20 protein-coding genes and 2 pseudogenes are annotated in these 20390 nt (G+C 58.0%); 10 read left to right on the plus strand and 12 right to left on the minus strand.

All coding sequences use genetic code 11. The features are described from left to right. Nucleotides 1-81 precede the first annotated feature (81 nt). The 4 genes from ACI77D_RS05230 to ACI77D_RS05245 form a co-directional block, all read right to left on the minus strand. Entirely contained in the window at nucleotides 82-798 is a 717-nt protein-coding gene (locus ACI77D_RS05230; RefSeq protein WP_407016180.1) for a hypothetical protein, read from the minus strand. A gap of 69 nt (nucleotides 799-867) precedes the next feature. Then, nucleotides 868-1371 (minus strand): DUF6622 family protein, encoded by a 504-nt coding sequence (locus ACI77D_RS05235; protein ID WP_407016181.1) that lies wholly within the window; start codon nucleotides 1369-1371, stop codon nucleotides 868-870. 128 nt (nucleotides 1372-1499) lie between these two features. Beyond that, nucleotides 1500-2750 (minus strand): aspartate aminotransferase family protein, encoded by a 1251-nt coding sequence (locus ACI77D_RS05240; protein ID WP_407016182.1) that lies wholly within the window; start codon nucleotides 2748-2750, stop codon nucleotides 1500-1502. A gap of 89 nt (nucleotides 2751-2839) precedes the next feature. Continuing rightward, nucleotides 2840-3733, minus strand: coding sequence for a LysR substrate-binding domain-containing protein (locus tag ACI77D_RS05245; protein ID WP_407016183.1), 894 nt, complete (start codon nucleotides 3731-3733; stop codon nucleotides 2840-2842). A gap of 144 nt (nucleotides 3734-3877) precedes the next feature. Between ACI77D_RS05245 and ACI77D_RS05250 the strand changes: the two genes are divergently transcribed. Continuing rightward, nucleotides 3878-4906 carry an amino acid ABC transporter substrate-binding protein gene (locus tag ACI77D_RS05250; protein ID WP_221295616.1) on the plus strand — a complete coding sequence of 343 codons (1029 nt, stop codon included), beginning with the start codon at nucleotides 3878-3880 and terminating at the stop codon, nucleotides 4904-4906. A 162-nt stretch (nucleotides 4907-5068) separates the two neighbouring features. On the opposite strand, the pseudogene ACI77D_RS05255 reads toward ACI77D_RS05250, so the two are convergent. Next, nucleotides 5069-5251: pseudogene (locus tag ACI77D_RS05255) on the minus strand (Fis family transcriptional regulator); the annotation flags it as partial. A gap of 324 nt (nucleotides 5252-5575) precedes the next feature. On the opposite strand from ACI77D_RS05255, the gene ACI77D_RS05260 reads away from it, so the two are divergent. The 8 genes from ACI77D_RS05260 to ACI77D_RS05295 all read left to right on the plus strand — a co-directional run bounded on the left by ACI77D_RS05260 (nucleotide 5576) and on the right by ACI77D_RS05295 (nucleotide 12499). Further along, nucleotides 5576-5731 carry a hypothetical protein gene (locus tag ACI77D_RS05260; RefSeq protein WP_407016184.1) on the plus strand — a complete coding sequence of 52 codons (156 nt, stop codon included), beginning with the start codon at nucleotides 5576-5578 and terminating at the stop codon, nucleotides 5729-5731. Between the two features lie 70 nt (nucleotides 5732-5801). Next, nucleotides 5802-7010, plus strand: coding sequence for a YcaO-like family protein (locus ACI77D_RS05265; RefSeq protein WP_407016185.1), 1209 nt, complete (start codon nucleotides 5802-5804; stop codon nucleotides 7008-7010). 13 nt (nucleotides 7011-7023) lie between these two features. Further along, complete coding sequence (locus ACI77D_RS05270) at nucleotides 7024-7689, plus strand: TfuA-like protein (RefSeq protein ID WP_407016186.1); 666 nt, start codon at nucleotides 7024-7026, stop codon at nucleotides 7687-7689. 7 nt (nucleotides 7690-7696) lie between these two features. Further along, nucleotides 7697-8461, plus strand: coding sequence for an aKG-HExxH-type peptide beta-hydroxylase (locus ACI77D_RS05275; RefSeq protein ID WP_407016187.1), 765 nt, complete (start codon nucleotides 7697-7699; stop codon nucleotides 8459-8461). Between the two features lie 3 nt (nucleotides 8462-8464). Continuing rightward, the gene (locus tag ACI77D_RS05280; RefSeq protein WP_407016188.1) at nucleotides 8465-8740 is read left to right on the plus strand and encodes a hypothetical protein; all 276 of its coding nucleotides are present in this window, start codon (nucleotides 8465-8467) and stop codon (nucleotides 8738-8740) included. Nucleotide 8741: 1 nt separating this feature from the next. Further along, the gene (moeB, locus tag ACI77D_RS05285; RefSeq protein ID WP_407016189.1) at nucleotides 8742-9905 is read left to right on the plus strand and encodes a molybdopterin-synthase adenylyltransferase MoeB; all 1164 of its coding nucleotides are present in this window, start codon (nucleotides 8742-8744) and stop codon (nucleotides 9903-9905) included. After that, nucleotides 9902-11221 carry an MFS transporter gene (locus ACI77D_RS05290; RefSeq protein WP_407016190.1) on the plus strand — a complete coding sequence of 440 codons (1320 nt, stop codon included), beginning with the start codon at nucleotides 9902-9904 and terminating at the stop codon, nucleotides 11219-11221. The genes moeB and ACI77D_RS05290 overlap by 4 nt, the downstream gene beginning before the upstream one ends. Nucleotides 11222-11233: 12 nt before the next feature. Next, nucleotides 11234-12499, plus strand: coding sequence for a cupin-like domain-containing protein (locus ACI77D_RS05295; RefSeq protein ID WP_407016191.1), 1266 nt, complete (start codon nucleotides 11234-11236; stop codon nucleotides 12497-12499). 65 nt (nucleotides 12500-12564) lie between these two features. Here ACI77D_RS05295 and ACI77D_RS05300 read toward each other — a convergent pair whose 3' ends face one another. From ACI77D_RS05300 to ACI77D_RS05325, 6 genes and pseudogenes are all read right to left on the minus strand, one after another. Beyond that, a complete protein-coding gene (locus tag ACI77D_RS05300; protein ID WP_407016192.1) occupies nucleotides 12565-13281 on the minus strand; it encodes an autoinducer binding domain-containing protein in 717 nt (238 codons plus the stop codon). 423 nt (nucleotides 13282-13704) lie between these two features. After that, nucleotides 13705-13968: pseudogene (locus ACI77D_RS05305) on the minus strand (IS5/IS1182 family transposase); the annotation flags it as partial. A 91-nt stretch (nucleotides 13969-14059) separates the two neighbouring features. Beyond that, a complete protein-coding gene (locus ACI77D_RS05310; RefSeq protein ID WP_407016193.1) occupies nucleotides 14060-14185 on the minus strand; it encodes a hypothetical protein in 126 nt (41 codons plus the stop codon). Between the two features lie 140 nt (nucleotides 14186-14325). Then, complete coding sequence (locus tag ACI77D_RS05315; RefSeq protein ID WP_407016194.1) at nucleotides 14326-16554, minus strand: ATP-binding protein; 2229 nt, start codon at nucleotides 16552-16554, stop codon at nucleotides 14326-14328. Further along, on the minus strand, nucleotides 16551-17165 hold the full coding sequence (locus ACI77D_RS05320) for a biliverdin-producing heme oxygenase (protein ID WP_064454065.1): 615 nt from the start codon (nucleotides 17163-17165) through the stop codon (nucleotides 16551-16553). Before ACI77D_RS05320 ends, ACI77D_RS05315 begins: the two co-directional genes overlap by 4 nt. A 195-nt stretch (nucleotides 17166-17360) precedes the next feature. Beyond that, nucleotides 17361-17741 carry a response regulator gene (locus ACI77D_RS05325; RefSeq protein ID WP_064454064.1) on the minus strand — a complete coding sequence of 127 codons (381 nt, stop codon included), beginning with the start codon at nucleotides 17739-17741 and terminating at the stop codon, nucleotides 17361-17363. A 182-nt stretch (nucleotides 17742-17923) separates the two neighbouring features. Here ACI77D_RS05325 and ACI77D_RS05330 point away from each other — a divergent pair, with 182 nt between their 5' ends. Continuing rightward, on the plus strand, nucleotides 17924-18298 hold the full coding sequence (locus tag ACI77D_RS05330) for a cytochrome c family protein (RefSeq protein ID WP_064454063.1): 375 nt from the start codon (nucleotides 17924-17926) through the stop codon (nucleotides 18296-18298). On the opposite strand, the gene ACI77D_RS05335 is transcribed toward ACI77D_RS05330, so the two are convergent. Next, nucleotides 18299-20320 (minus strand): LTA synthase family protein, encoded by a 2022-nt coding sequence (locus ACI77D_RS05335; protein WP_064455010.1) that lies wholly within the window; start codon nucleotides 20318-20320, stop codon nucleotides 18299-18301. Nucleotides 20321-20390 lie beyond the last annotated feature (70 nt).

Below are 20390 nucleotides of genomic sequence, written 5' to 3' on the forward strand. Positions count from 1 at the left end.
TGTATCCGTCACACCGCGGTGATGCTATCGCAGGCAAGCCAGCTCCCACATTTTTAGTCCAGCTGTGTTGCAGATACCGGGTTACTGCTGCGCGATGCTGTAACCATCAAACGCCGTCTGTTGCTGCAGTGCAGTAATCACGCTCTTGCGGCTCAACGGCTGCTCAGCGCCGGCGTTATCCACAAAGCTTTCGACGTCGAGCTCCGCTTCATCGCCGTCACCCACAAAGCTGAAACCCAGGAACTCGAACGCCTCGCGGTCAACGTTGAGCTTGGAGCGCGGCGTGCGCAGCGGCAGGGTGACGCTGATGCCGTCCTTGCTGATGACAAATACTTCGGCTTCTTTCTTGGGCCGTGAAGCTTTGCTCTTGCCGGCGCTCGGGTTGCTGATGGCCTGGTGGGACTGGTTCAGCACCTTGAGGGCCAGGCCGTAGACCAGCTCCTGGAACTCGGGGTCGTCCTTGAAACTGGACAAGAGGCGGCTGATCGAGAATTTGCTGCTGAGGTCTTCCAGGGCGATGTTGTCGGCGGCCTCGGCATCTTTGAGTTGCTTGAGCTGGCCCATCAAGTCGTAGGCCTTGTCGTCGTCAAAGGCGTCGTGGGCTTGGCGGATCGCCACGCGCAATTCGCGGATCTGGTCGCTTTCCTTGGAGGTGTGAAACGCGTCCAGCACCATTTCGCTGATGATCTTGGCGGCAGGCACATGCTGTGAAAGATTGATGGCGTTTTCGTATTCAGCTTTGGATTGCAAGGCGACTACGGACTCTTCGGCGGATTTTTCAGTGTAAGAATCGGACATTAAAATTTCACTACTTCAATAAACGGAACAAAAAAGCGTCGCGCATTTTCAGTGGGTAGAGGGATCAGGTCAAGGCAGCACAATGCCCTTATCGCGGCGCAAGGCAGCCAGCGCCCGCTGCAGCCGTACGGCCCGCCCGCAGAACAGACCGACGGTAAACCCGGACACCCCGCCTACCGCCACCAGCATCTCGTGCGTGCTCAATAGCAGTGGGTGCACCGCCTGCTGGTAGCTGAAGTAGTACTTCACGGCAAAGAACAGTTGCGAGATCAGCAGGGTCTTCCTGGTGCCCGCCAGCACCAGGGTTTCGCCATTGGCATCAAGCCGCGCGCCTCGTGCGTTGAACAGCCACATTCCCAGCAGGCTGCCTGCGAGTGCGCCGGCAACCCAGGCGCTGCTCGACAGGATCGAAGGCGCCAGCGACATCAGCGACCACACTACCAGCACCACCGGCAGGATCATCAACGAGCGACGATTCTCGCGCCCGCCCAGGCAGGCCTTGATGCCGTAGTAACAAATCCACAGGTAAATGGCGTACACCCAAAGGGGCGTGCCTTGGAGGATATCGAGCATGGGCGCTTCCGTGCGGTGTGTGGGTAGGCGCTGAATAGTCGTTGAGCGGCTACGGGTTTGTCCATCGAATTGGGACTGGCGCGCAGCAACACGCCACGCCGGACAACGTCAACGAACAATGCGCGGTATTAAGCCAACTGCTTGAGGCAGTCCTCCAGGATATCCAGGCCTTCCTCCAGCACGGCGGGCTCGATGGTCAGCGGAGCCAGCAGCCGGATGATATGCCGCGACTTGCCGCTGGGCATCAGCAGCAAGCCGGCATCCCGCGCCAGGCTCAGCAGTTGGGTCAGTTGCCTGGACGCGGGCGTGCCGTCGGCGTTGGCCAGTTCGATGCCGCGCATGGCACCGACGCCGGTCAGTCGGCCCAAATAGGGTGACAGGCGCTGTTCGCGCCAGGCGGCATACCGGCTGACGATGGTTTCTTCCTGCTGTGAACCCCAGGTGCTCAAGTGTTCATCGGTCATCGCATCCAGTGTCGCCAAGGCGGCCGCGCAAGCAATCGGGTTGCCGGAATAGGTGCCGCCCAAGCCGCCTTTGGGCAAGTTGTCGAGCAGCGCTTTACGCCCGACCACCGCGCCCAATGGCACGCCACCGGCGATGCTTTTGCCGAGCAGGATCAGGTCCGGTTCGATGCCCAGGCGCGAGAATGCAAAACGCTGGCCGGTACGCCCGAACCCGGACTGGATTTCATCGGCGATCAGCAGGATGTTTTTCTCATCACAAAAGCGGCGCAAGGCCTGCGCGAATTCGATATCCAGGGCCAGAAAACCGCCTTCGCCCTGCACCGGTTCGATAATGAAACAGGCGACATCGTCGACGTCGATTTCAACACTGAACAGCCGGTCCATAGCCTTGAGTGCCTCACTGCAGGTCACGCCGTTGTCGGCGCTGGGGTAGGGCAGGTGATACACCGGGCCGGGCAGCACGCCAATTTTTTGCTTGTAGGGCGCCACCTTGCCATTGAGGTTGAGCGTGGCCAAGGTGCGGCCGTGGAAGGCGCCGTCAAAGGCGATTACCGCCGTACGGCCAGTGGCGCCGCGTACGATCTTCAAGGCGTTTTCCGCCGCTTCCGCGCCGCTGTTGGTGAGCATGCCGCTGACGGGGTAGCCCACCGGGATAAACGCGGTCAGGCGGTCCATCAGTTCGATATAGGGCGCGTGCGGCGCGGCATTGAACGCGTAGTGGGTGAGCTTGGTCGCCTGTTCGCGAATCGCCGCGACAACGCCCGGATGGCAATGCCCGAGGTTGAGCACGCCGATGCCGCCGACAAAATCGATGTAGCGCTTGCCCGTGGTATCCCAGACTTCAGCGTTCTTGCCATGGCTGAGGCTGATGGGGTGAACGATGGAAATCGACTGGCTGATGGTTTCGCGGCTCATGAATCTCGGACTCGGCAATGGCGGGCTTCTTTTTATCTAAGCCGCGCGCCATGCCCTGTCGCAAACGAAATAAAGTCGCCGGGTCATTATTAAAAGTCGGGATGTGCGTGTGTGTAGTTCACCATCCAGTTCAGGAAGGCTTTCACTTTAGGGACCTCACCGGCATGTTCGGCGTGGGCGATAAAGTGGGCGCCGGCGCTGGGCATGGCGTAATTCCAAGGGGTCATCAGGCTGCCGTTGGCCAACTCGTCGGCCACCAGGTACTGCGGCACCAACGCCACGCCGTAGCCCGATTGCGCCGCGCGGATGCACATGTAAAACGTATCGAAGCGCGGCCCGTGGTAGCTGTTCTGCGAGTGCAGGCCCTGTTCCAGAAACCACTCATGCCAGGCTTCCGGGCGCGACGTGCATTGCAGCAACGTGTGGCGTGACGAAGCATCGCTGCCCTCGGTGACAAACCCGGGCGCACACACCGGCACCACGGCTTCGCGAAACAGCTCGATGCAGGTTGCTCCCGGCCACGAGCCCTGGCCGAAGAAAAACGCGATATCGGCCTTGGCCTGCAGCACGTCAAAGGGCTCCAGCTCGTTGCGCACATCGAGGTGGATATTCGGGTGCTTGGCGGCGAAATCCTTGAGCTTGGGCACCAACCAGCGGTCGCCGAACGTCGGCTGGGTGGCGATGCGCAGCACCTCGGTCTCGCCACCATAGGTGAGGATGTAGCGGCTGGAGATGTCCACCTGGGTCAGGATCTTGTGCACCTCGGCGAGGTACAGCGAGCCCGCCGGCGACAGATATAAACGCTGGCGCACCCGTTCGAACAGGTTGTGGCACAGCATTTCCTCGAGCTGCGCCACCTGCTTGCTCACGGCACTTTGGGTCAGGTGCAGCTCTTCGGCGGCGCGGGTGAAACTCAAGTGGCGGGCGGCGGCTTCGAAGCATTGCAGGGCGGTCATCGAAGGGGTCAAGCGTTTTGAGATCATGCAGTTCATTCCAAATCGGAAGGAGCCTTTGCCTAAAGGTCGTTTGTGACAGGGGAGTAAAGCCGTCGATACTGCGCGGCAACACTATAAACCGGCGCGGGCTGTGCGGCGCCGAATAATAAAGTTCGACAGGGAGTGCCTCGCATGAAACACCTCAAAACCACTTTGGCCGCGCTCACTGCGGCTGCGGCCGTGGGCCTGGCGGGCAGTGCCCACGCGGGCGTCACCCTGGATGCGATCCAGAAGAAAGGGTTTATCCAGTGTGGCGTCAGTGATGGCCTGCCGGGCTTCGGCGTGCCCGACGCGAACGGCAAGATGACCGGCATCGACGTGGACGTGTGCCACGCGGTCGCCGCTGCCGTGTTTGGTGATGCGTCCAAGGTGAAGTTCAGCCAGTTGACCGCCAAAGAGCGATTCACTGCGCTGCAATCGGGTGAAATCGACCTGATCTCACGCAACACGACGTGGACCAGTTCCCGCGATTCCGGCATGGGCCTGGTGTTCACTGGCGTGACCTATTACGACGGCATCGGCTTTCTGGTGAACAACAAGTTGGGCGTAACCGGCGCCAAGCAATTGGACGGCGCGACCGTCTGCATCCAGGCCGGTACCACCACCGAGCTCAATGTTTCGGATTACTTTCGTACCAACGGCATGAAGTACACGCCGATCACCTTCGACACCGCCGACGAAAGCGCCAAGGGCCTTGAAGCCGGGCGTTGCGATGTGCTGACCACCGACCAGTCGGGCCTTTATGCGCAGCGCATCAAGATGGCTCACCCGGATGAGTTTGTGGTGCTGCCCGAGGTGATCTCCAAGGAGCCGCTGGGGCCGTTGGTACGCAAGGGCGACGATGAGTGGTTCAGCATCGTCAAGTGGACCCTGTTTGCCATGCTCAATGCCGAAGAGATGGGCATCAATTCTCAGAACGTCGAAGAGCAGGCCAAGTCCACCAAGAACCCTGATGTCGCCCGCCTGCTCGGTGCCGACGGCGATTACGGCAAAGACCTGAAGCTGCGCAAGGACTGGGTGGTGCAGATCGTCAAGCAAGTGGGCAACTACGACGAAGTGTTCGAACGCAATATCGGCCAGGGCAGCGTGTTGAAGATCAAGCGTGGGCTCAATGCGTTGTGGAGCAACGGCGGCATCCAGTACGCGCCGCCGGTACGCTGAGGTGAGTGCTGTCGAGTTTTAGCGAGGCTGCGACGCAAGCCCTGCAGTGCATCGGGGCTTGCGTTGTTTGAACAGGTGGGCGCGCGCTGTTTTAGCTTAGTGGCGATAGGCACTTACTTGCGTGGGTGGCGCTCGTTCCATCGTGTTCACTTGGCCTGACTTTTACGCCATCAGCGGTCTTGCGTTGCAATTGGGCACAAGGCGCACTTCGACTCTTTGGCCCAAAGCCCTTGCCGCGCTCGCCAAGGTTGCCAGTGTCATGCCTGCATCGTTTTGGTCCAGCGCCCGATCTACCGCTGTGCGGCTGGTGTGCATACGTTCTGCCAACGCTTTTTTACTGGCCTTAAAGTCGGCGGTGGCCGACGTCAGCCAGAAACACATGGCTACTTCAGCCCATCCCTAAGCAGCATTGATTTATTTTGCTGTTTTCAGGGCACTCGATAGTTAACGTTACTCACGTTTTACCCCGACCAGTTGGGTTTGAATAGGCTGAAACAGGAACGATGCCATGTGACCTACCAAATCTTGTAGTTGAGCATTTGGGGGGGGGCTATAAAAAGGTTTCTGCTCTTTTAGGGCGCGTCACATTGCCGCATTTATTTAATGAATGCCTCAGTACCTAAAAGAATACTGGCCGATAACGGCACTCACTAGCTCAAGGATATTCACATGAATCAAGCAACTAATGAATCGTTCGCCCTCGACGCTTCTGCTGTCGAAGCGTTTGCTGACATTCTGAATGACGAAGGCCAAATGCGCGCTGGGTTTGTTATTCACGAGTCCAATAATATGATCACCGCTGATGTTGAAGAAATCAGCAAGTAATAAAGTGCGTGCTATTCGTTTATTCGGATAGCACGCAGTGCGTGTGCTCAATACTTCAACGGGTTCAAACATGTTTCGCATGACCTCAAGTTTGCGTAAGGCATCACTGTCCGACACCTTGGCCCATGCCAGAACACTTGCACGGCAGTTTGGTATTACCCGTGTTACCAATACGACGTGGCTGGACAAGATCGGTATTCCGGTGTTCGCCAGTATTCGTCCTGATGCCGTTGAAGGCTCCTTGTGCGTGAGCGCGGGTAAGGGCATGCGTGCGGCAGAAGCGCAGGTCGGTGCCTACATGGAAGCGATTGAATTTGCCATCGCAGAATATCGGAACAGAAACATTGAGGTGTTCCTGTCCACCCCGCGCGAGGTCGCGGCTCAAGCAGGCTTTGATTACGATTTCGTGGATTTTTGCCCAATCCTTGGCGTGCCTATCGACCCTGATGGGCCATTGGTGTGCGTCCATGCTCAGGACATTGCCAGCGGAAAAACCTTTGCCGTACCTGCCGAGCTGATTTTCTCGCCGTTCAACGAAAACCAGGGCCAGCGAATTTTCGGCACCAGCACCAACGGGCTCAGTTCCGGAAACACTTTGGATGAAGCAAGCGTTCATGGCATCGCGGAAATCGTCGAGCGCGATGTCCAGGCTTTTAACTTTATGAAAAACACCTCCCGTCTGGTCCGGCGTGACTGCGTGGTCGAGACGCTCGACCCGTTGTTCAACCGTGTCGAGCAGGCCGGGTTGAGCGCGGTGGTCAGGTATACCCCCAGCGTGATAGGGCTGCCTTATTTCCAAGGGTTCATCCTGGAGCCGTCCGACGATGCGCCCATTGCGATTTCGTGTGGGTCGGGTTTGCACTTGTGCCGAGACATTGCGGCTGTGAGGGGCCTTGCAGAGGCGGCGCAATCCCGGCTGTCTTACATTCATGGCGGTCGGGACGACTTGATTGAGCGATTCAAGTACTTCAGCACCGATGGTCGCGAAGCTGAACTCGACGCTGTTGCCCGCTTGCGTCGGGACGTCAACGACACTCGCGAGTCGATAGCCTACTCATCGATTGAGGATGCCAACTCGGAAATCCACAGCATCGAGTCAGCCTTGGAGTGCCTGCTACAGCGCTTGAGAAGCAATGGTTTCAGTCAGGTCTTGCGGGTGGTACTGAGTAAAAACGATTCGCCGTTGGCAGTGGTCAAGATCGTCATCCCGGGCATGGAATCGTTCCAACCGGCACTCAAGCGCGCAGGTCCTCGCCTGTCCCGCTACATCACACGCTAGGGCAGGGGGAAATATGAAGCTGCATTTATTCGTCGGGCCGACGGCGTCAGGCATGGAACAGACCTTGGCCGAACTGAATGAGGTGGTGGTGCATCCTCCCGCCAAGCGCGGCGACATCCAGGCGCTGGTTGCCCAGCATAGTGTTGCGGGCAACATCGCTATTGTGGATGGCACTTTCCACAGCTTCCCTTCTGTCGGTCATATCGAGATCCGCAAGGCGATACTGAAGGGCTGGAAGATATGGGGCCTGGCGTCCATGGGCGCCATCAGGGCGAGTGAAATGCGCCTGCTGGGCATGCAGGGTCATGGAGTGGTCTACGGGCAATATCGCGACGATCCTGAGTTCGACGACGACGAGGTGACGCTGGTTCATGAGATTGACGCTCCCTATCGAGCGATGTCTGAGCCACTGATCCATATTCGCGGCTTTGTCAGTGCATTAGAGGACCAGCAGCACATCTCGGCGGGCAACGCCCAGTCGGTTATCAAGGACCTGAAGGAGCGCTGGTACGCAGAGCGCACCTTGCCCAGGCTGAAAAAGCTGTTGCAGGCCACCGGCGAGATGACGCTGCAGGAGATTGATCAAGCGCTGTCCGGCTTCAAGGAGTTTCGCATCAAGGGTCATGATCTGAAGGACTTCTTGGCATCTCGTTGCTGGCGCTCCGAATGCGTGGATTGAACTGCTCATGAAGCCCGCAGCATTTTTCGACACTATCGGCGGCCTGCCTTTCATTGACGATGGCGTACGTCCCGCGAGCTTGTTGGCCGCCGTTGCCTGTGGCCGGCGTAACTCGGCCCCGGATGCACATGAAGCATTGACCGATTATCTGGACCCGGAAAATGCGCGGGCGCTGTTCAAACGTCTGGCCAGCAGTCAGGTTGATGAACTCGACTCGACACAGTGCTCGGCTGTGGAGCAACGAAAGATTGCAACGGCCACCGCCCGAATTGGTATGACAAGCGAAGCATGGCGTGGCTTTTTTGCCATCCCCATTCGCTACCGAAAGCTGTTCCAACCTATGAGCAGCTCAACCAGCGCGTTGATTCCCCAAACCATTTATTTGGGTTCGCGTGCCTTTGACTCGCCCGTACCTTTGGAAGAAACACTGGTGCATGAGCACGCGCACATCTGGTTGAACTTCGTGATGGAGGTCTACGACCTGCAAACACAAGAGGCGCCAATGGACTATGTACTGCCATCGGGTACCAGTGGCAAGACCCTGCGAGGCGTTATGGCTGCGGCTCATTTTGCTGCGGCTGCCTTGAAATATTACCGCTGTCAGCGCAACCCGCCCCCTTCACAGCAGCGTCAGGCTTACTTGCACAAGTATTTGGCCGGTTGCCTGGATATTGCCGCCCAACGACCTTGTTTTACCCCGATGGGGCGTCTGGTGTTTTTCTCACTGAATGACTTCTATCAGGACCTCACTGTGTGCCCGGAAGGAAACTAACGCATGACGCAAATCATAATCGCCAGCCAGTTCTCGGAACTTACCAATGGCCGTAAGTCCTGGACGTTGCCTTGCTCGAATGCTCAACAACTGTTGGAGGGACTGTGGGCGGGCGAGCCGCTGTTGTTCAGCGCTATTGTGCAAAGCGAGTACCGGCTGAAACCTTTTGTCAGCCTGGTCATCGACGACATTCCTTATTCTGATGAAGAACGTTGGCAGGATATTCCGCTCACGGCTCATTCCACTGCACTGATCATCAGCGCGGTCGCGGGAGGCTGATATGGATGACGAACTGTTCAGCCATGATGAAAAGGTCCACTACGCCAGGCACGTTCTGATCAAAGATTTCGGCACCGAAGGCCAGGCCCGACTTAAGGCCGGTAAAGTGCTGGTAGTCGGGGCCGGTGGTTTGGGTTGCCCAGCCCTGATGTACCTGGCCGCTGCGGGAGTCGGCAATATCGGTATCGTGGAAGATGACACCGTAGACGTCAGCAACTTGCACCGCCAGTTGCTATTTGGGGTTAACGATATCGGTCAACCCAAAGGCGCTGTGGCGCGGCAAAAGCTGCTCGCCAACAACCCTTATGTCGACATCGAACACTTCAACCTGCGGATCGATGAGAGCAACGTCCTGGCTTACATGCAACGCTACGATGTAATTCTCGATGCGACTGACAATTTCGCTACCAAGTACCTGTTGAATGATTCGTGCCACCTCGCAGGCAAGCCGTTGATCTATGCCTCGATCAGTCAGTTCGAGGGGCAAATCGCAGTATTCAATCTGCTCGACGCGAGTGGTCGGCGCTCTGCCAACCTGCGCGATATTTTCCCCGAACCTCCCCCGGCAGGCCTGTCCCAGAACTGCGGTGAGGCCGGAGTGCTGGGCGTCTTGCCGGGCATTGTAGGGTCGATTCAGGCGCTCGAAGCGATCAAGATCCTGACCGGTCTGGGAGAGCCCTTGGCCAACCGGATGACACTGTTTGATGCCTTGGGCATGCAGGTGCGCAATGTCACGATACGCCACCGCGCCAGTAACCCCCTCAGTGGCGATCAACCGTCCATTCACCATCCCCAGGTCATCGAGGTGCGTTGCGCGGTAGCGGTCGGCGAGCAGTATTGCATTTCGCCCCAGGCGCTGGAGGAGCGCTTACGCAATGGCGAGCCGTTGCAACTGATTGATGTACGGGACGGTGACGAACATCGGGCGGTTTCGCTGGGTGGGATCAATATTCCATTAGGCGAGCTGTCCCGACGCCTGCCCCAAACGGTGGTCACCACCGACACCGTGGTCTACTGCAAAAGTGGCGTACGCAGCTTGAAAGCGTTACACGCGATCAATGCCATCGTCGGTGAGGGGCGTTGCCGCACGTTGACCGGAGGCCTGGATGCCTATGTCGCGGCCGGTTGCCAAGAGCGTTTGAATACTTGCCAGGGGCTGCCATGAGTAAATCGTCGCTGAAAGGATTGGGGCGCGACTTTTACCTGATCCAGGTCGCCGCGTTTTTAAACGCCGTGGGCGCGCGTTGCGGGCAGTTTGCAATTGCCTGGTGGGTACTGGGCAAGATCGGTGACCCGCTGGTCTTTTCCACCTTCGTTGCGGTTGCAACCTTGGCGGATGTGCTGTCCCGGGCGGCGTTTGGCTGGCTGGGCGATCAATACGATCGTCACCGCTTGCTGGTCGGCTGTTACGCAACCAGTGCGGTAGCGACGCTAGTGTTGGCGAGTCTGAGTTCGATGGATTTCTACCAGCCTCTGTTGATTGGCGTATGCCTAGCTGTTTCCGGTATCAGCATCGGTATTCGTGATCCGATCCAGATGAGCCTGACGCCCGCCTTGGTCGCTTCCGAGCGGGTCAGCGACGCCGTGCGCCTGAGGAGTATTGTCGGCTCGTCGTCTGCCCTGATGGGGCCTCTTGCCGCCGGCATCCTATTGGGCCCCTTGGGGGTGTTGGGCACCCTGTGGCTCAATGCGCTGGCTGTGGTGATTGCGCTAGTGTTGATTGTGGTCGTCAGGGCGTCGCCCGCCACCCATACACCTGGCGTGCGGCAGGCTTCCTATCTGGCTACTTGGTATAAACGCACCCACGAAGGGTTTACAGCGCTCTATCGGGTGAAACCCGAATGGAACCTTAGCTTGTTAGCGTTCGTCGTTAACTTTTCGCTGTATCCCCTGTTCGCGGTGTTATTCCCTGTTTTGATCAATCGCTATTTCCCCGCAGACTTATGGTTGATCGCGGTCACTGAGGGGGCGTTTGCGCTAGGTCTTCTGGTGGGCAGCCTGTTTTTGGTCAAGCGCGCCAATCAGCGCTGGGGCCGGCCGAACGTGGTGTTCGCGGGGTTCCTGCTGCTGGGACTGGCCATGTTCAGTTGCGGGATCTTCAGTCACTTCTTCCATACCCAACCGTGGTGGTTTGCCAGCGTAACGGTGCCGCTGCTGTTTATTGGCGGTGTGGGCCTGGTGATGGTCACAGTCAATACGTCCACGGTGCGTATGTTGGCCACGCCCGACAACTACAGAAACCGGATCGGATCGGCGACCTCGTTCATTTCCGGTATGGTCATCCCTTTTGGAGCCCTGGTCGGCGGGGCGTTTTCCGGGACCCTGGGCGTGAGTTACGCCATGGCGATCCTGGGTCTGCTCATTGTCCTGGCGGCGGTGCCCTGCATGTTCAGTGCTGTGCTGGTGCGGGTTTTAGGCCTGAGTGATGAGCAGATAAAGAACGCTTATAAGGACTTTTACCCTGATGCTTTTCCGGATTGAAGGTAATGAACGATGACAGCCACGACCACTGCACGCTTCACCGAAAAAAACACACCTGTGGTTCCCGCTTCTTTTTGGGATCGGTTTGTCAGCCTCTCAAACAATAAGTCGCAACCGGTAGTGATTGAAAACGGCGCACTTATCGAGCCATTGTTGACCCTGCAGGACGTTTTTCAGTTGGCAAGAAACGTCGTTGAATCGGGTGACCTGACCGTCAACGCTGACGGCAAGATGCTTGACCAACCGACGGTGCCGGCTTTTCCAGAGCACTTTGGAGGGTTCGAACAGTTTGTCAGGGACTTCGCCGCGCTCAACGACGCCGAAGGAATAACGTTCACGCGTGACTATTGCCTGAAGCACTCCAGTACCGTGGCCACCAAACTACGCGCGTTCACCCATGGCTACATTGAGCGTTATGGCATGCCGTATCCCGGCGCCAACGCGGTATTCATTGGTGGTAGGTATCGCTCGACCTGGATAGGCCTGCATAACGATTCCTGCGACACCTTTCTGTTTGCGTTGTATGGCCGCAAACGCATGATGATATGGCCGCCAGCCTATTTCGACAGCGTGGCGCTGGAGAAAAAGTCCGCGCTCAACGGCGTCTGCTTTGGGCACATTGATGTCAGCCCCTACGCGGATGATGCGGTTATTTACGAAGTAGCAGCGGGCGAGATTTTCTTCATTCCCGCCGGTTGGTGGCATTACAACAAACTGGAGGAGTTGGAAACGACCCTGACCTTATCGGTGGGCATGTTCAGCCATGGCACGGCCCAAGGGTTCTGCGAAAATCCGATTAAAGCCTCGATGGCCTCCAAGGCGGGCAGCGCTTCGATGGGCGCTATCAAGCAACGGCCCAGCATGGTATTCGAGTCGCTTGCCGAGGTTGAACTGCCTGTGCAAGCAGTACGGTTTGTCGACACGATCCGCGATAACAGCAAGATCCAGATGCTGCTCAAATTGTCTGCCAACGGTATTATCCGTGATCGTACCTTGGATCGTCCTGACACGTTGTATTGGCCAGATCTGATCGTCGGTGCAAGGGTCGACAGCCCGATCTTTTTGCTGGCACTGGACGAGGAGGCAGGGCTTTTGTTCGCTGGTGGGGCGATGCTGCGTGTAAAGCAATTCCAGGCGGTTCGTGTCCTGGTCGAGCTGTTGCAGCGGGCCGATCCTCTGGCGATGGCGCAGGTACTGCGTGGGCAATACGGCGACGAGGAGATCCTCGGTGTCGTGCGGTGGCTATATGCCCAGGCTGCCATCGACTTGATTGCCTGAGCGCTTCGCGCCTCGTCGCAGTTGGCAGCGACGAGGTGGGTGTGGGATATTCGCTTTTCGCTGGCCTATATATGGCCTTGCGCAACCGCATAGGTCACAGCTTGAACCCGATTACAGGCGCCGATCTTCTTTTGGATATTACGCAGGTGGAAGTTCACCGCGTCCGCGGTAACGCTCAGTATGCGACCTATTTCTTCTGAGGTTTTACCATCAGCGGTCCACCTCAAGACTTCTTTCTCTTTTTCCCTGAACTCGATATCCGGTGCCGTGAGAAGTGTGTCATCAAGTTCGAAAATCCGGCAACCCATGGTCTCGGCGAAAGCCTTGATCAAAGGTTTCAACGCTTCAAGTTCGTCATCGTCAATTGGGTTGTTTTCCCTGGACAAAGAAAGCAGTCCGACACTGCCGCGGGTATTGAAAGAAGGCTGTACTACACCATTATTCAAATGGTGGCCGCTGGCCTCTAACCACAGCTGGGGGCAACCTTCAAATAACTCTTTACTCCAGCGCAGAGGTTCGATAGAGCATTTGCAATGGTGGACAGTCGGGTCAATCATTGCGTAGTTTTTTTCTTTGTAGCGCTTTAGCCACAGGGCAGGGTAGTTGCCAAAAATATGTGTCCGGGGGCGTGTAAAGGGTGTGGGCTCACAGATGGAATAAGCAAAGAAATCAAAATTTATTTGGCGGGTAAAGAGGGCGGATAATTCAATGAGTTCTTCCAGGCTCTGTGAACTCTTGATGCCGTGATCAAGCTGTCTTCTCCATGAAAAATAGTGCTCCATATAACCATGCTGCCATTATTCAATAAGTGCGGTTTAGTATAGGTGCATTTTGCAATATATGTAAACTTGTCTGTTTGCCTCCTGTATTAGGTTCTGTACGAAATCCCTCCTGAAATATCGATTTCTGTAGAATTCCCGCCATCACAGCCAGGAGGCCACGATGGCAAATCGATATGAACTTCCCGATGCAGCCTGTGAGTTGGTCTCATTAGCAGCATGCCGTACTTAAGTACCTTAGAAAGAGGGCGGTGGGACATTACTTTGGAAAACGCTTCAGGCCTAGGGAAAGTACTGAAGTACCCGCCGATTTTTCATGCCCTCGCTACTTGAGGTAAAAAAGGCTTCGGTCGAAAACAGGCCTTTCCTGTCCTTAACTCATGGTTCTTTCCTCTAATCGCGCGGCTTCAGGGCGATCAGCCTGTATTACAGACGCACTTCGCCCCGACCCATCAACCGCTTTCGCACCCTCCACAGATTCGACAACGCGAACAACGTCGCCTGCTGCGCGATGTTTTTAGACAGACCTCCAAAGCGTACTTTCGCGTCGCCGAACTGGCGCTTGATCACACGAAACGGATGCTCAACCTTGGCACGCACCTGCGCGTTGGCGTATTCGATCTCGCCTCGCATACGCCCGATCCAACTCTTCTTGGCGTGCTTTTTATAGCGGCGCGGACGCGCAGGCAACGCGGCGTGCCCGCTGAGCGGCGTTGTTGCGTCAAAGCAGCCGGCCGTGTCCGAGGGAATCCAGAGCAGATTGATTTGAGTGCTGCTGCTGCTACTGCGTTTGCCCCGACAGGTTGCCGTCGCCGGTCGAGGGTTTTTCCGCCGGTTTGACGGGGGGCTGGACGGGTTGTATGGCGTGGTTGAGGCTATAGGTGTGGAACGTGTTACCAATAATCATGGGTAGACCTCTTGCTCAATTGAAGGATCGCTGATCGCATCAATATTCCCTTTGAGAGCGCACTGAGTCAGTGGTATTGGCCGGTGTCTACGTTCCCGGCCAATGGTGTCCGCGTGATTTGTCAGAGGGCCGAGGGCGTTTCAGTCCGCCTTAGGCACCGTAAACCTGAACTCACTGCCCCGCCCCAACTCACTTTCAGCTTCGATCCGCCCCCCGTGGGCCTGAACGATGCCCTGGGTGATGTACAGCCCCAGCCCGCTGCCGGTGGGGTTGTTTTCGGTCTGGGTCCAATAACGATCAAACACCTGCGGCAACTGTTCAGGCGCAATGCCTTCGCCGGAATCGCGCACCGAAAACACGATTTCTTCGCCGTTGCTCGCGGCGCTGACGTTGATGTTGCCCAAGCGCGGGGTGAACTTGATGGCATTGCCGATCAGGTTCGACAGCACTTGGAACAGGCGCTCCGGGTCGCCGTTGATCTGCAGGCCCGGCGCTGTGTTGAACGACAGGTCGATGCCTTTTTCCATCGCCAGCGGCGCGAGCAAGGCATAGGCTTCTTCAAACATCTGGCTGACGTCCAACACCACCGGCTTAACCACATAACGCCCGGCCTCGATTTTCGAGGTGTCGAGCAAGTCCTCCAGCAGCACATTCATGCGCCCGGCAGCTTGTTGCATGGTGTCGATGGCCTTGGAAATCCGCCGCGAAGTATGTGGGCCGTCGGAGCTGAAGGTCTTTTGCATCATGCCGCAGAGCATCGAGATAACGGTCATCGGGTTGCGCAAATCATGGGACACCACCGCCACCAGTTCATCACGCGCACGCACCGCTTGCTGCTCACGCAACACTTGGCGCGCGAGGTCATTTTCCAGGGCGGAACGGCGCAGGTCGTTGGCCGCAAACAGGTCGCCATGGCTCCACTTGGTGGAGATGCCGGCCATTTCCACTTTCCAGATTTCAAACGAGGTGCGTGGGCGAAGATGCAAGCCAGCGTCGGAGTTTTCCAGGTTCAGCGGCTTGTTCGGGTTGCCGCTCCAGTTGATGCTCTCTTTCACATCCGGGCGAAACCACAGCACGCCATTGTCCACCGGCTTGGGCAGGCTCATGGCCAGGACACCGCTGGCCACTTGCTGATACTCGGCGGCGGGCGGGTAGACCGACGCCAGCTTATGGCTGGCAAACACCGGTTGGCCGCTTGCTTGCAGCCATTTGTGTAAGGCGCGAATCTGCTCCGGCTCAGGGCAGTTGCCGTAACGATGCAGCTGCTTGTCTTCGATGATCGCCACGCCACCCGACAGCGTCAGTTCCATCAGCACCTGCGGCTGCTGGGCCAGGCCTTCGAACACATTTTGCTCAGAGGCTTTCATCGCCTGATCAAGCAGGGCCAGTGCCTCCACTTTCTCATCGCGCTGATGGCTCACGTCCAGGGCTTCCATGGCGCTGATCTGCAACGACAGCACCTGGCCGATGGTTTGGCAGGTGATGCGCAGATCATTGGGCACCAACAGCGGCTCGCGGTTGCCGCAACTGATCAGGCCCCAGAGCTTGTCACCCGCCATCAAGGAGATGCTCATGGACGACAGCACGCCCATGTTTTGCATGTACTGGCAGTGAATTGGCGACACGCTGCGCAGGGTGGCAAAGCTCAAATCCAGCGGCTGGCCAGTGTCCGGGCGCAGCTTGGGCAGCAGCGGCACCGGCTCGTAGGCGGCATTCGGGATGATGCGTAGCCAGTTGGTGCGGTACAGCTCGCGGGCCTGCTCGGGGATGTCGGATGCGGGGAAGAACAGACCGTTGAACAGCTCCATGGATGGCGCCGACGCTTCAGCGATGACCTGGCCATGGCCTTCTTCTTCGAAGCGATAGATCAGCACCCGGTCGTAACCGGTGATAGCCTGGATTTCATTCACGCTGATTTCGTACAGCGCTTGCAGGGTTTTCGCCGACTGCAGGCGTTGCAGCATTTTGCCCAAGTTGCTGGTGCGGCCATTCAGGGCGCGGGGTTTAAAATTTTCGAGCCGAGGTTCGAACTCCAGCACCAATACGTTCTGATGGCGATGCAGCAGGCCCTCAAATTGCGCACCGTTGAAGGTGACATGCAGCGCGGGTGCTTCGAAAAACGTGCTGTGTTCAGCCATGGCTTGTACGGTTTGGGCATGTTCTGCGCCAATCAAGGTGTGCAGCGGTTGGCCCAACAGCGACTCTGGCGCGTGGCCGAACAATACGCCTACGTTGGCGCTGACCTGGATGATGTTCAGGCCTGGCTCCGACAGTGTCAGCAACACACCGTGGGGCTGAATCGCCCCCGGGGTGCGGATGGGTTCGTCGGCGCAGTTGGCAAGCAGTTCTTCAAAATCTTCAGGTTTCATAGCAGTACTTCCTGGCTGGCGAGCCATTGCTCAAAGCCGCTGAATGTCGAACAGGCCGCCTCCACTGCGCGCTGTTTGGCTGGCGCATCCAGTGACTGACCGCTCAGGTAATCGAGAAAGTCTTTCCAGCGCCGACCGGTCTCGGCGCCGTAGACGTTGAGAAACGCGCCACCGTTATCCGCATCGATATCCAGGCGCTTGCCCATTTCTCGGCGCAATACCTGGCCGCCCAGGGTCGCACCTTCCAGTACGTACAAAGCACCGAGGCAGGCGGCGGGGTTATCGAACGTTGGGCGTTGACTGCAACGGGGGAGGGCGCTGACGTCGGCGCCAGTCAGGCCAAGAGCGTAGAGATCGCACAGCAATGTTGGTGTTTTCACCCGCAACGCAGTATCGAAACCATCGGGGATCAAACCACTGTCATACAATGCCGCTTCCATCGGCCCATAAAAGCCGTAGTACGCCTGAAGCAGGCGTTGGTACCAGTCGGCATCCAGACGTTCGGAGAAAAACGGCAGGCGTTTTTCCAGCGCTACATGCAGCAGGCCGGTGCCTGAGCGCAACGCTTCCAGCAATGAGGGCGCAGCAACGTCAGGGGCCTGTAAATGCATTCAGTGAGCTCGAACTGTGGGCCTTTCGGCCATGAATGACGCGAGTAAAATGGCGACGATTCTACACAACGCATTACCGTCAACTGCACGCACTAGGCGAAAAGGCTGACCGGCAGATCAGAAAAGTCGCTCCTTGCGTGATTAATGACCACAGGGCGGCGCATCAAGTTCGGTTTGGGTGATATTGCGGTGCTATCAATGCAGGGATGAACCCTGTTGGGTCAGTGCGTTTTGCACGCACTCAACCAAATGTTCGGCACTCCACGGCTTGGGCAAAAAACGTACGGAACCGCCCAGTTGCGCCGCCAGTCTGGTATTGCCGGAGGTCAGCACCACCGGCACTGATGGCCAACGATGCGCCACCACCTTGCTCAGGTCATACCCGTTGAGCAGGCCGGGCATTTGGATATCGCTGACAATCAGGTCTACCGGGTCGTCGCCGCGTTCCAGGTAAATCATTCCTTCATCCGCCGAAGGAAACGAGGTGACATGAGCCCCGAAATCCTCCAGTACGTCGACCATTAACGAACGAATAATCTCGTCGTCTTCCAGCACTAAAATCGATGGCTGGGCCATGATCCTTACTCCACCATCAGGGTTCAGTAAGGTGGAGTGGGGCGGGCGTGAATAGGTTCGATTGGATATGTGCGGGGCGATGGGTGGTCGTTTTAGAGCGGTTGCGCGGTGGTGGGCCGCAGCGGCACAGTAAGGTTGATACAGGCATAATCGACTCACCGTTGCCCGCTGTGGAGCCATAAATGAAGTACGCCTTGTTGACCCTCGCCCTGATCCTCAACACCGGCCCGGCCTTTGCGGCGGGTGACGCCGAGGCGGGCGGCAAGCTCTTCGCCAAGACCTGCGGCGGCTGCCACAGCATCGGCGAAGGTGCACGCGGCGGTTTTGGGCCGGAGCTCAACGGCATCATCGGCCGCCCCGCCGGCACCACCACTGACTATCAGTACTCCGACGCGATGAAAAATTCCGGCGTGGTCTGGACCCGCGACAAACTCGCCGCCTATATCGAGGCGCCGAAGAAGGTGGTCAGCGGCACGCGCATGATCTTCTGGGGAATCAGCGACCCGGAAAAAATTGAAAACATCCTGGCGTACCTGGAAACCTTCCAGCCCAAGTAATCATTCGCGCACGTTCCTGAACAACATCAACCGCGCACTCTCATGCAGCCCGCGCGTCAGCCCCTGTAAGCGTTGAAACTCTTCAGGGTGCTGTTCGGCCACATCCTCCCTCGGCGTTTGCGAGGCCAGGTCATGCAGGGTCGGCGAGCTGCCGTCATGTTGCATCTGCAGCAGGAAGTCCTTGGTCACGCCACCGATAATCGGGAATGTGCCCTCATGCAGCACCAGCGGCACCACGCGTTCGCCTTCCGGCGCTGGTTGCTGGATGTCGCGGCCCATCGCGCCGTTGCGAAACGGTATGCCCGCCATGCCGGCGACTGTCGGCAGCAAATCCGCCAGGCCCACGGCTTCTTCAATCACCCGCGGTGGCAGGCCCGGGGCGTGGATCAGCAGCGGCACATTGTTGCTTTCCAGGCCCAATTGCTCGAAGGCGGGCGCCATGTGCGGGATCTGGCTGATGCGGGTGTTGTGGTCGCCGAAAAACACAAAAATGCTGTTGTCGTACCAGCCGCCGGCCTTGGCGATTTCCATCAGGCGGCCGATGTTGTAATCCAGCAGGCGCACCGCGTTATATTGCTCGACGCTGCGTGAACCGGCAGCCTGGGCTTGCTCCAGCGTCACGTTATTGAGTTGGAAGCCATCGTTTTGCTTGGGGATGGTAAACGGGCGATGGTTGCCGGAGGTTTGCACGTAGGCGAAGAAAGGCTGGTCTTTTGGCACCGCGCGCAGCAGTGAGTCGCCTTCCTTGAACAGGTCCAGGTCGGAGATGCCCCACACGTCCACCCGTGGCGAGCGCCAGTGGCTTTCGTCAAACAGCCGCACGCCGTCGATGCTCTGGCGGATCAACGCATTGATATTCGCCCAACCGGCGTTGCCGCCGATCATGTAGAACTTCTGGTAGCCCTCGAACGCGTTGATCAGCGTGTGTTGCCGCGTGATCAGCGGGTTGCGCGTGGCGGTCTCCTGGCGCGTGACATCCGGCACGCCGGTGATGCTCGCCCAGACGGTTTTGGCGGTGCCGGTGACGGGCACGTAGAAGTGTTTGAAGAACCAGCTTTGCGTCGCCAGTTTATCCAGGTTCGGCGTGGGGTTCAGCGGGTTGCCGTAGGCGCCGACGGCGCTGGTGCCGAGGGATTCGAGCATCACGAAGATCACATTGGGCGGGCGCTCGCCTTGCAGGCGATAGGGCTGCACGCCTTGCTCACGGGTGAAATTCAATTGCTTGGGATCGGGCTGATCAACGCCCAAATACGCGGCCACCTGCGGGTAGTGCTCGCGCACTTTGGCTTCATCGAATTGCGCTTGGCCGACCTTGAGTGTGTCGTATAAAAACAGCACCGGGTTCAGGCCCACGGCGGCGACCTGGCTATTGCCGGAAAAGAACGCATCGCTCCAGCGCAGCGGCACCGGGTTTTCCAGGTTGAGGTTGGCTACGCGGCCGAGCAGCGCCAGCAGCACGGCGACAACGCCGACCACGGCCACAGACGCCACCGCCCATTTGCCGATGGTGTTGGGTTCGCGGTCCAGGGTCAATCGCTCCAGGCACACCAACGCCCACACCCACATGGCGACTGCCGCCAGCCAGCAGGCGGTTATCCACAGCACCGGGTAGGTTTCCCACACCATCTGTTGCGAAATCTGTGCGTCTTGCAGGTAGCGCAATACGGTCGCGTTGATACGCACACCGAGGTAGGCGTAGTGGCCGAAGTCGATGATGTACACCAGGCCGACCCCGGCCAGCGCCACCACCAGATAGCCGCGCGCCAGCCAGCGCAGCGCGGACGAGGTCGTGAGGTTCCAGCGCGGGAACCAGGCCAGCAGCGCCAGCGGCAACAGGATCAACACCGCCAGACGCAGGTCGAACCGCAGGCCGATGCCCAGGGTTTCCAGCAGCGCCGGGGTGTTTAACTCAAGGCCGGAAAAGCTGATTAAAAACACCAGCCGCAACGCCGCCAGCAACACAAACACCAACCCGATCGCGCCCACGCCGTAGCGCAGGCGGCGTGATTGCAACGCACCCATCATTGACCCTTCCCAATGTCCAAAACGACGCCGATCAAATGTGGGAGGGGGCTTGCTCCCGAAAGCGGTG

It is taken from the genome of Pseudomonas sp. O39, assembly GCF_045447295.1.
GTDB lineage: Bacteria > Pseudomonadota > Gammaproteobacteria > Pseudomonadales > Pseudomonadaceae > Aquipseudomonas > Aquipseudomonas antarctica_A.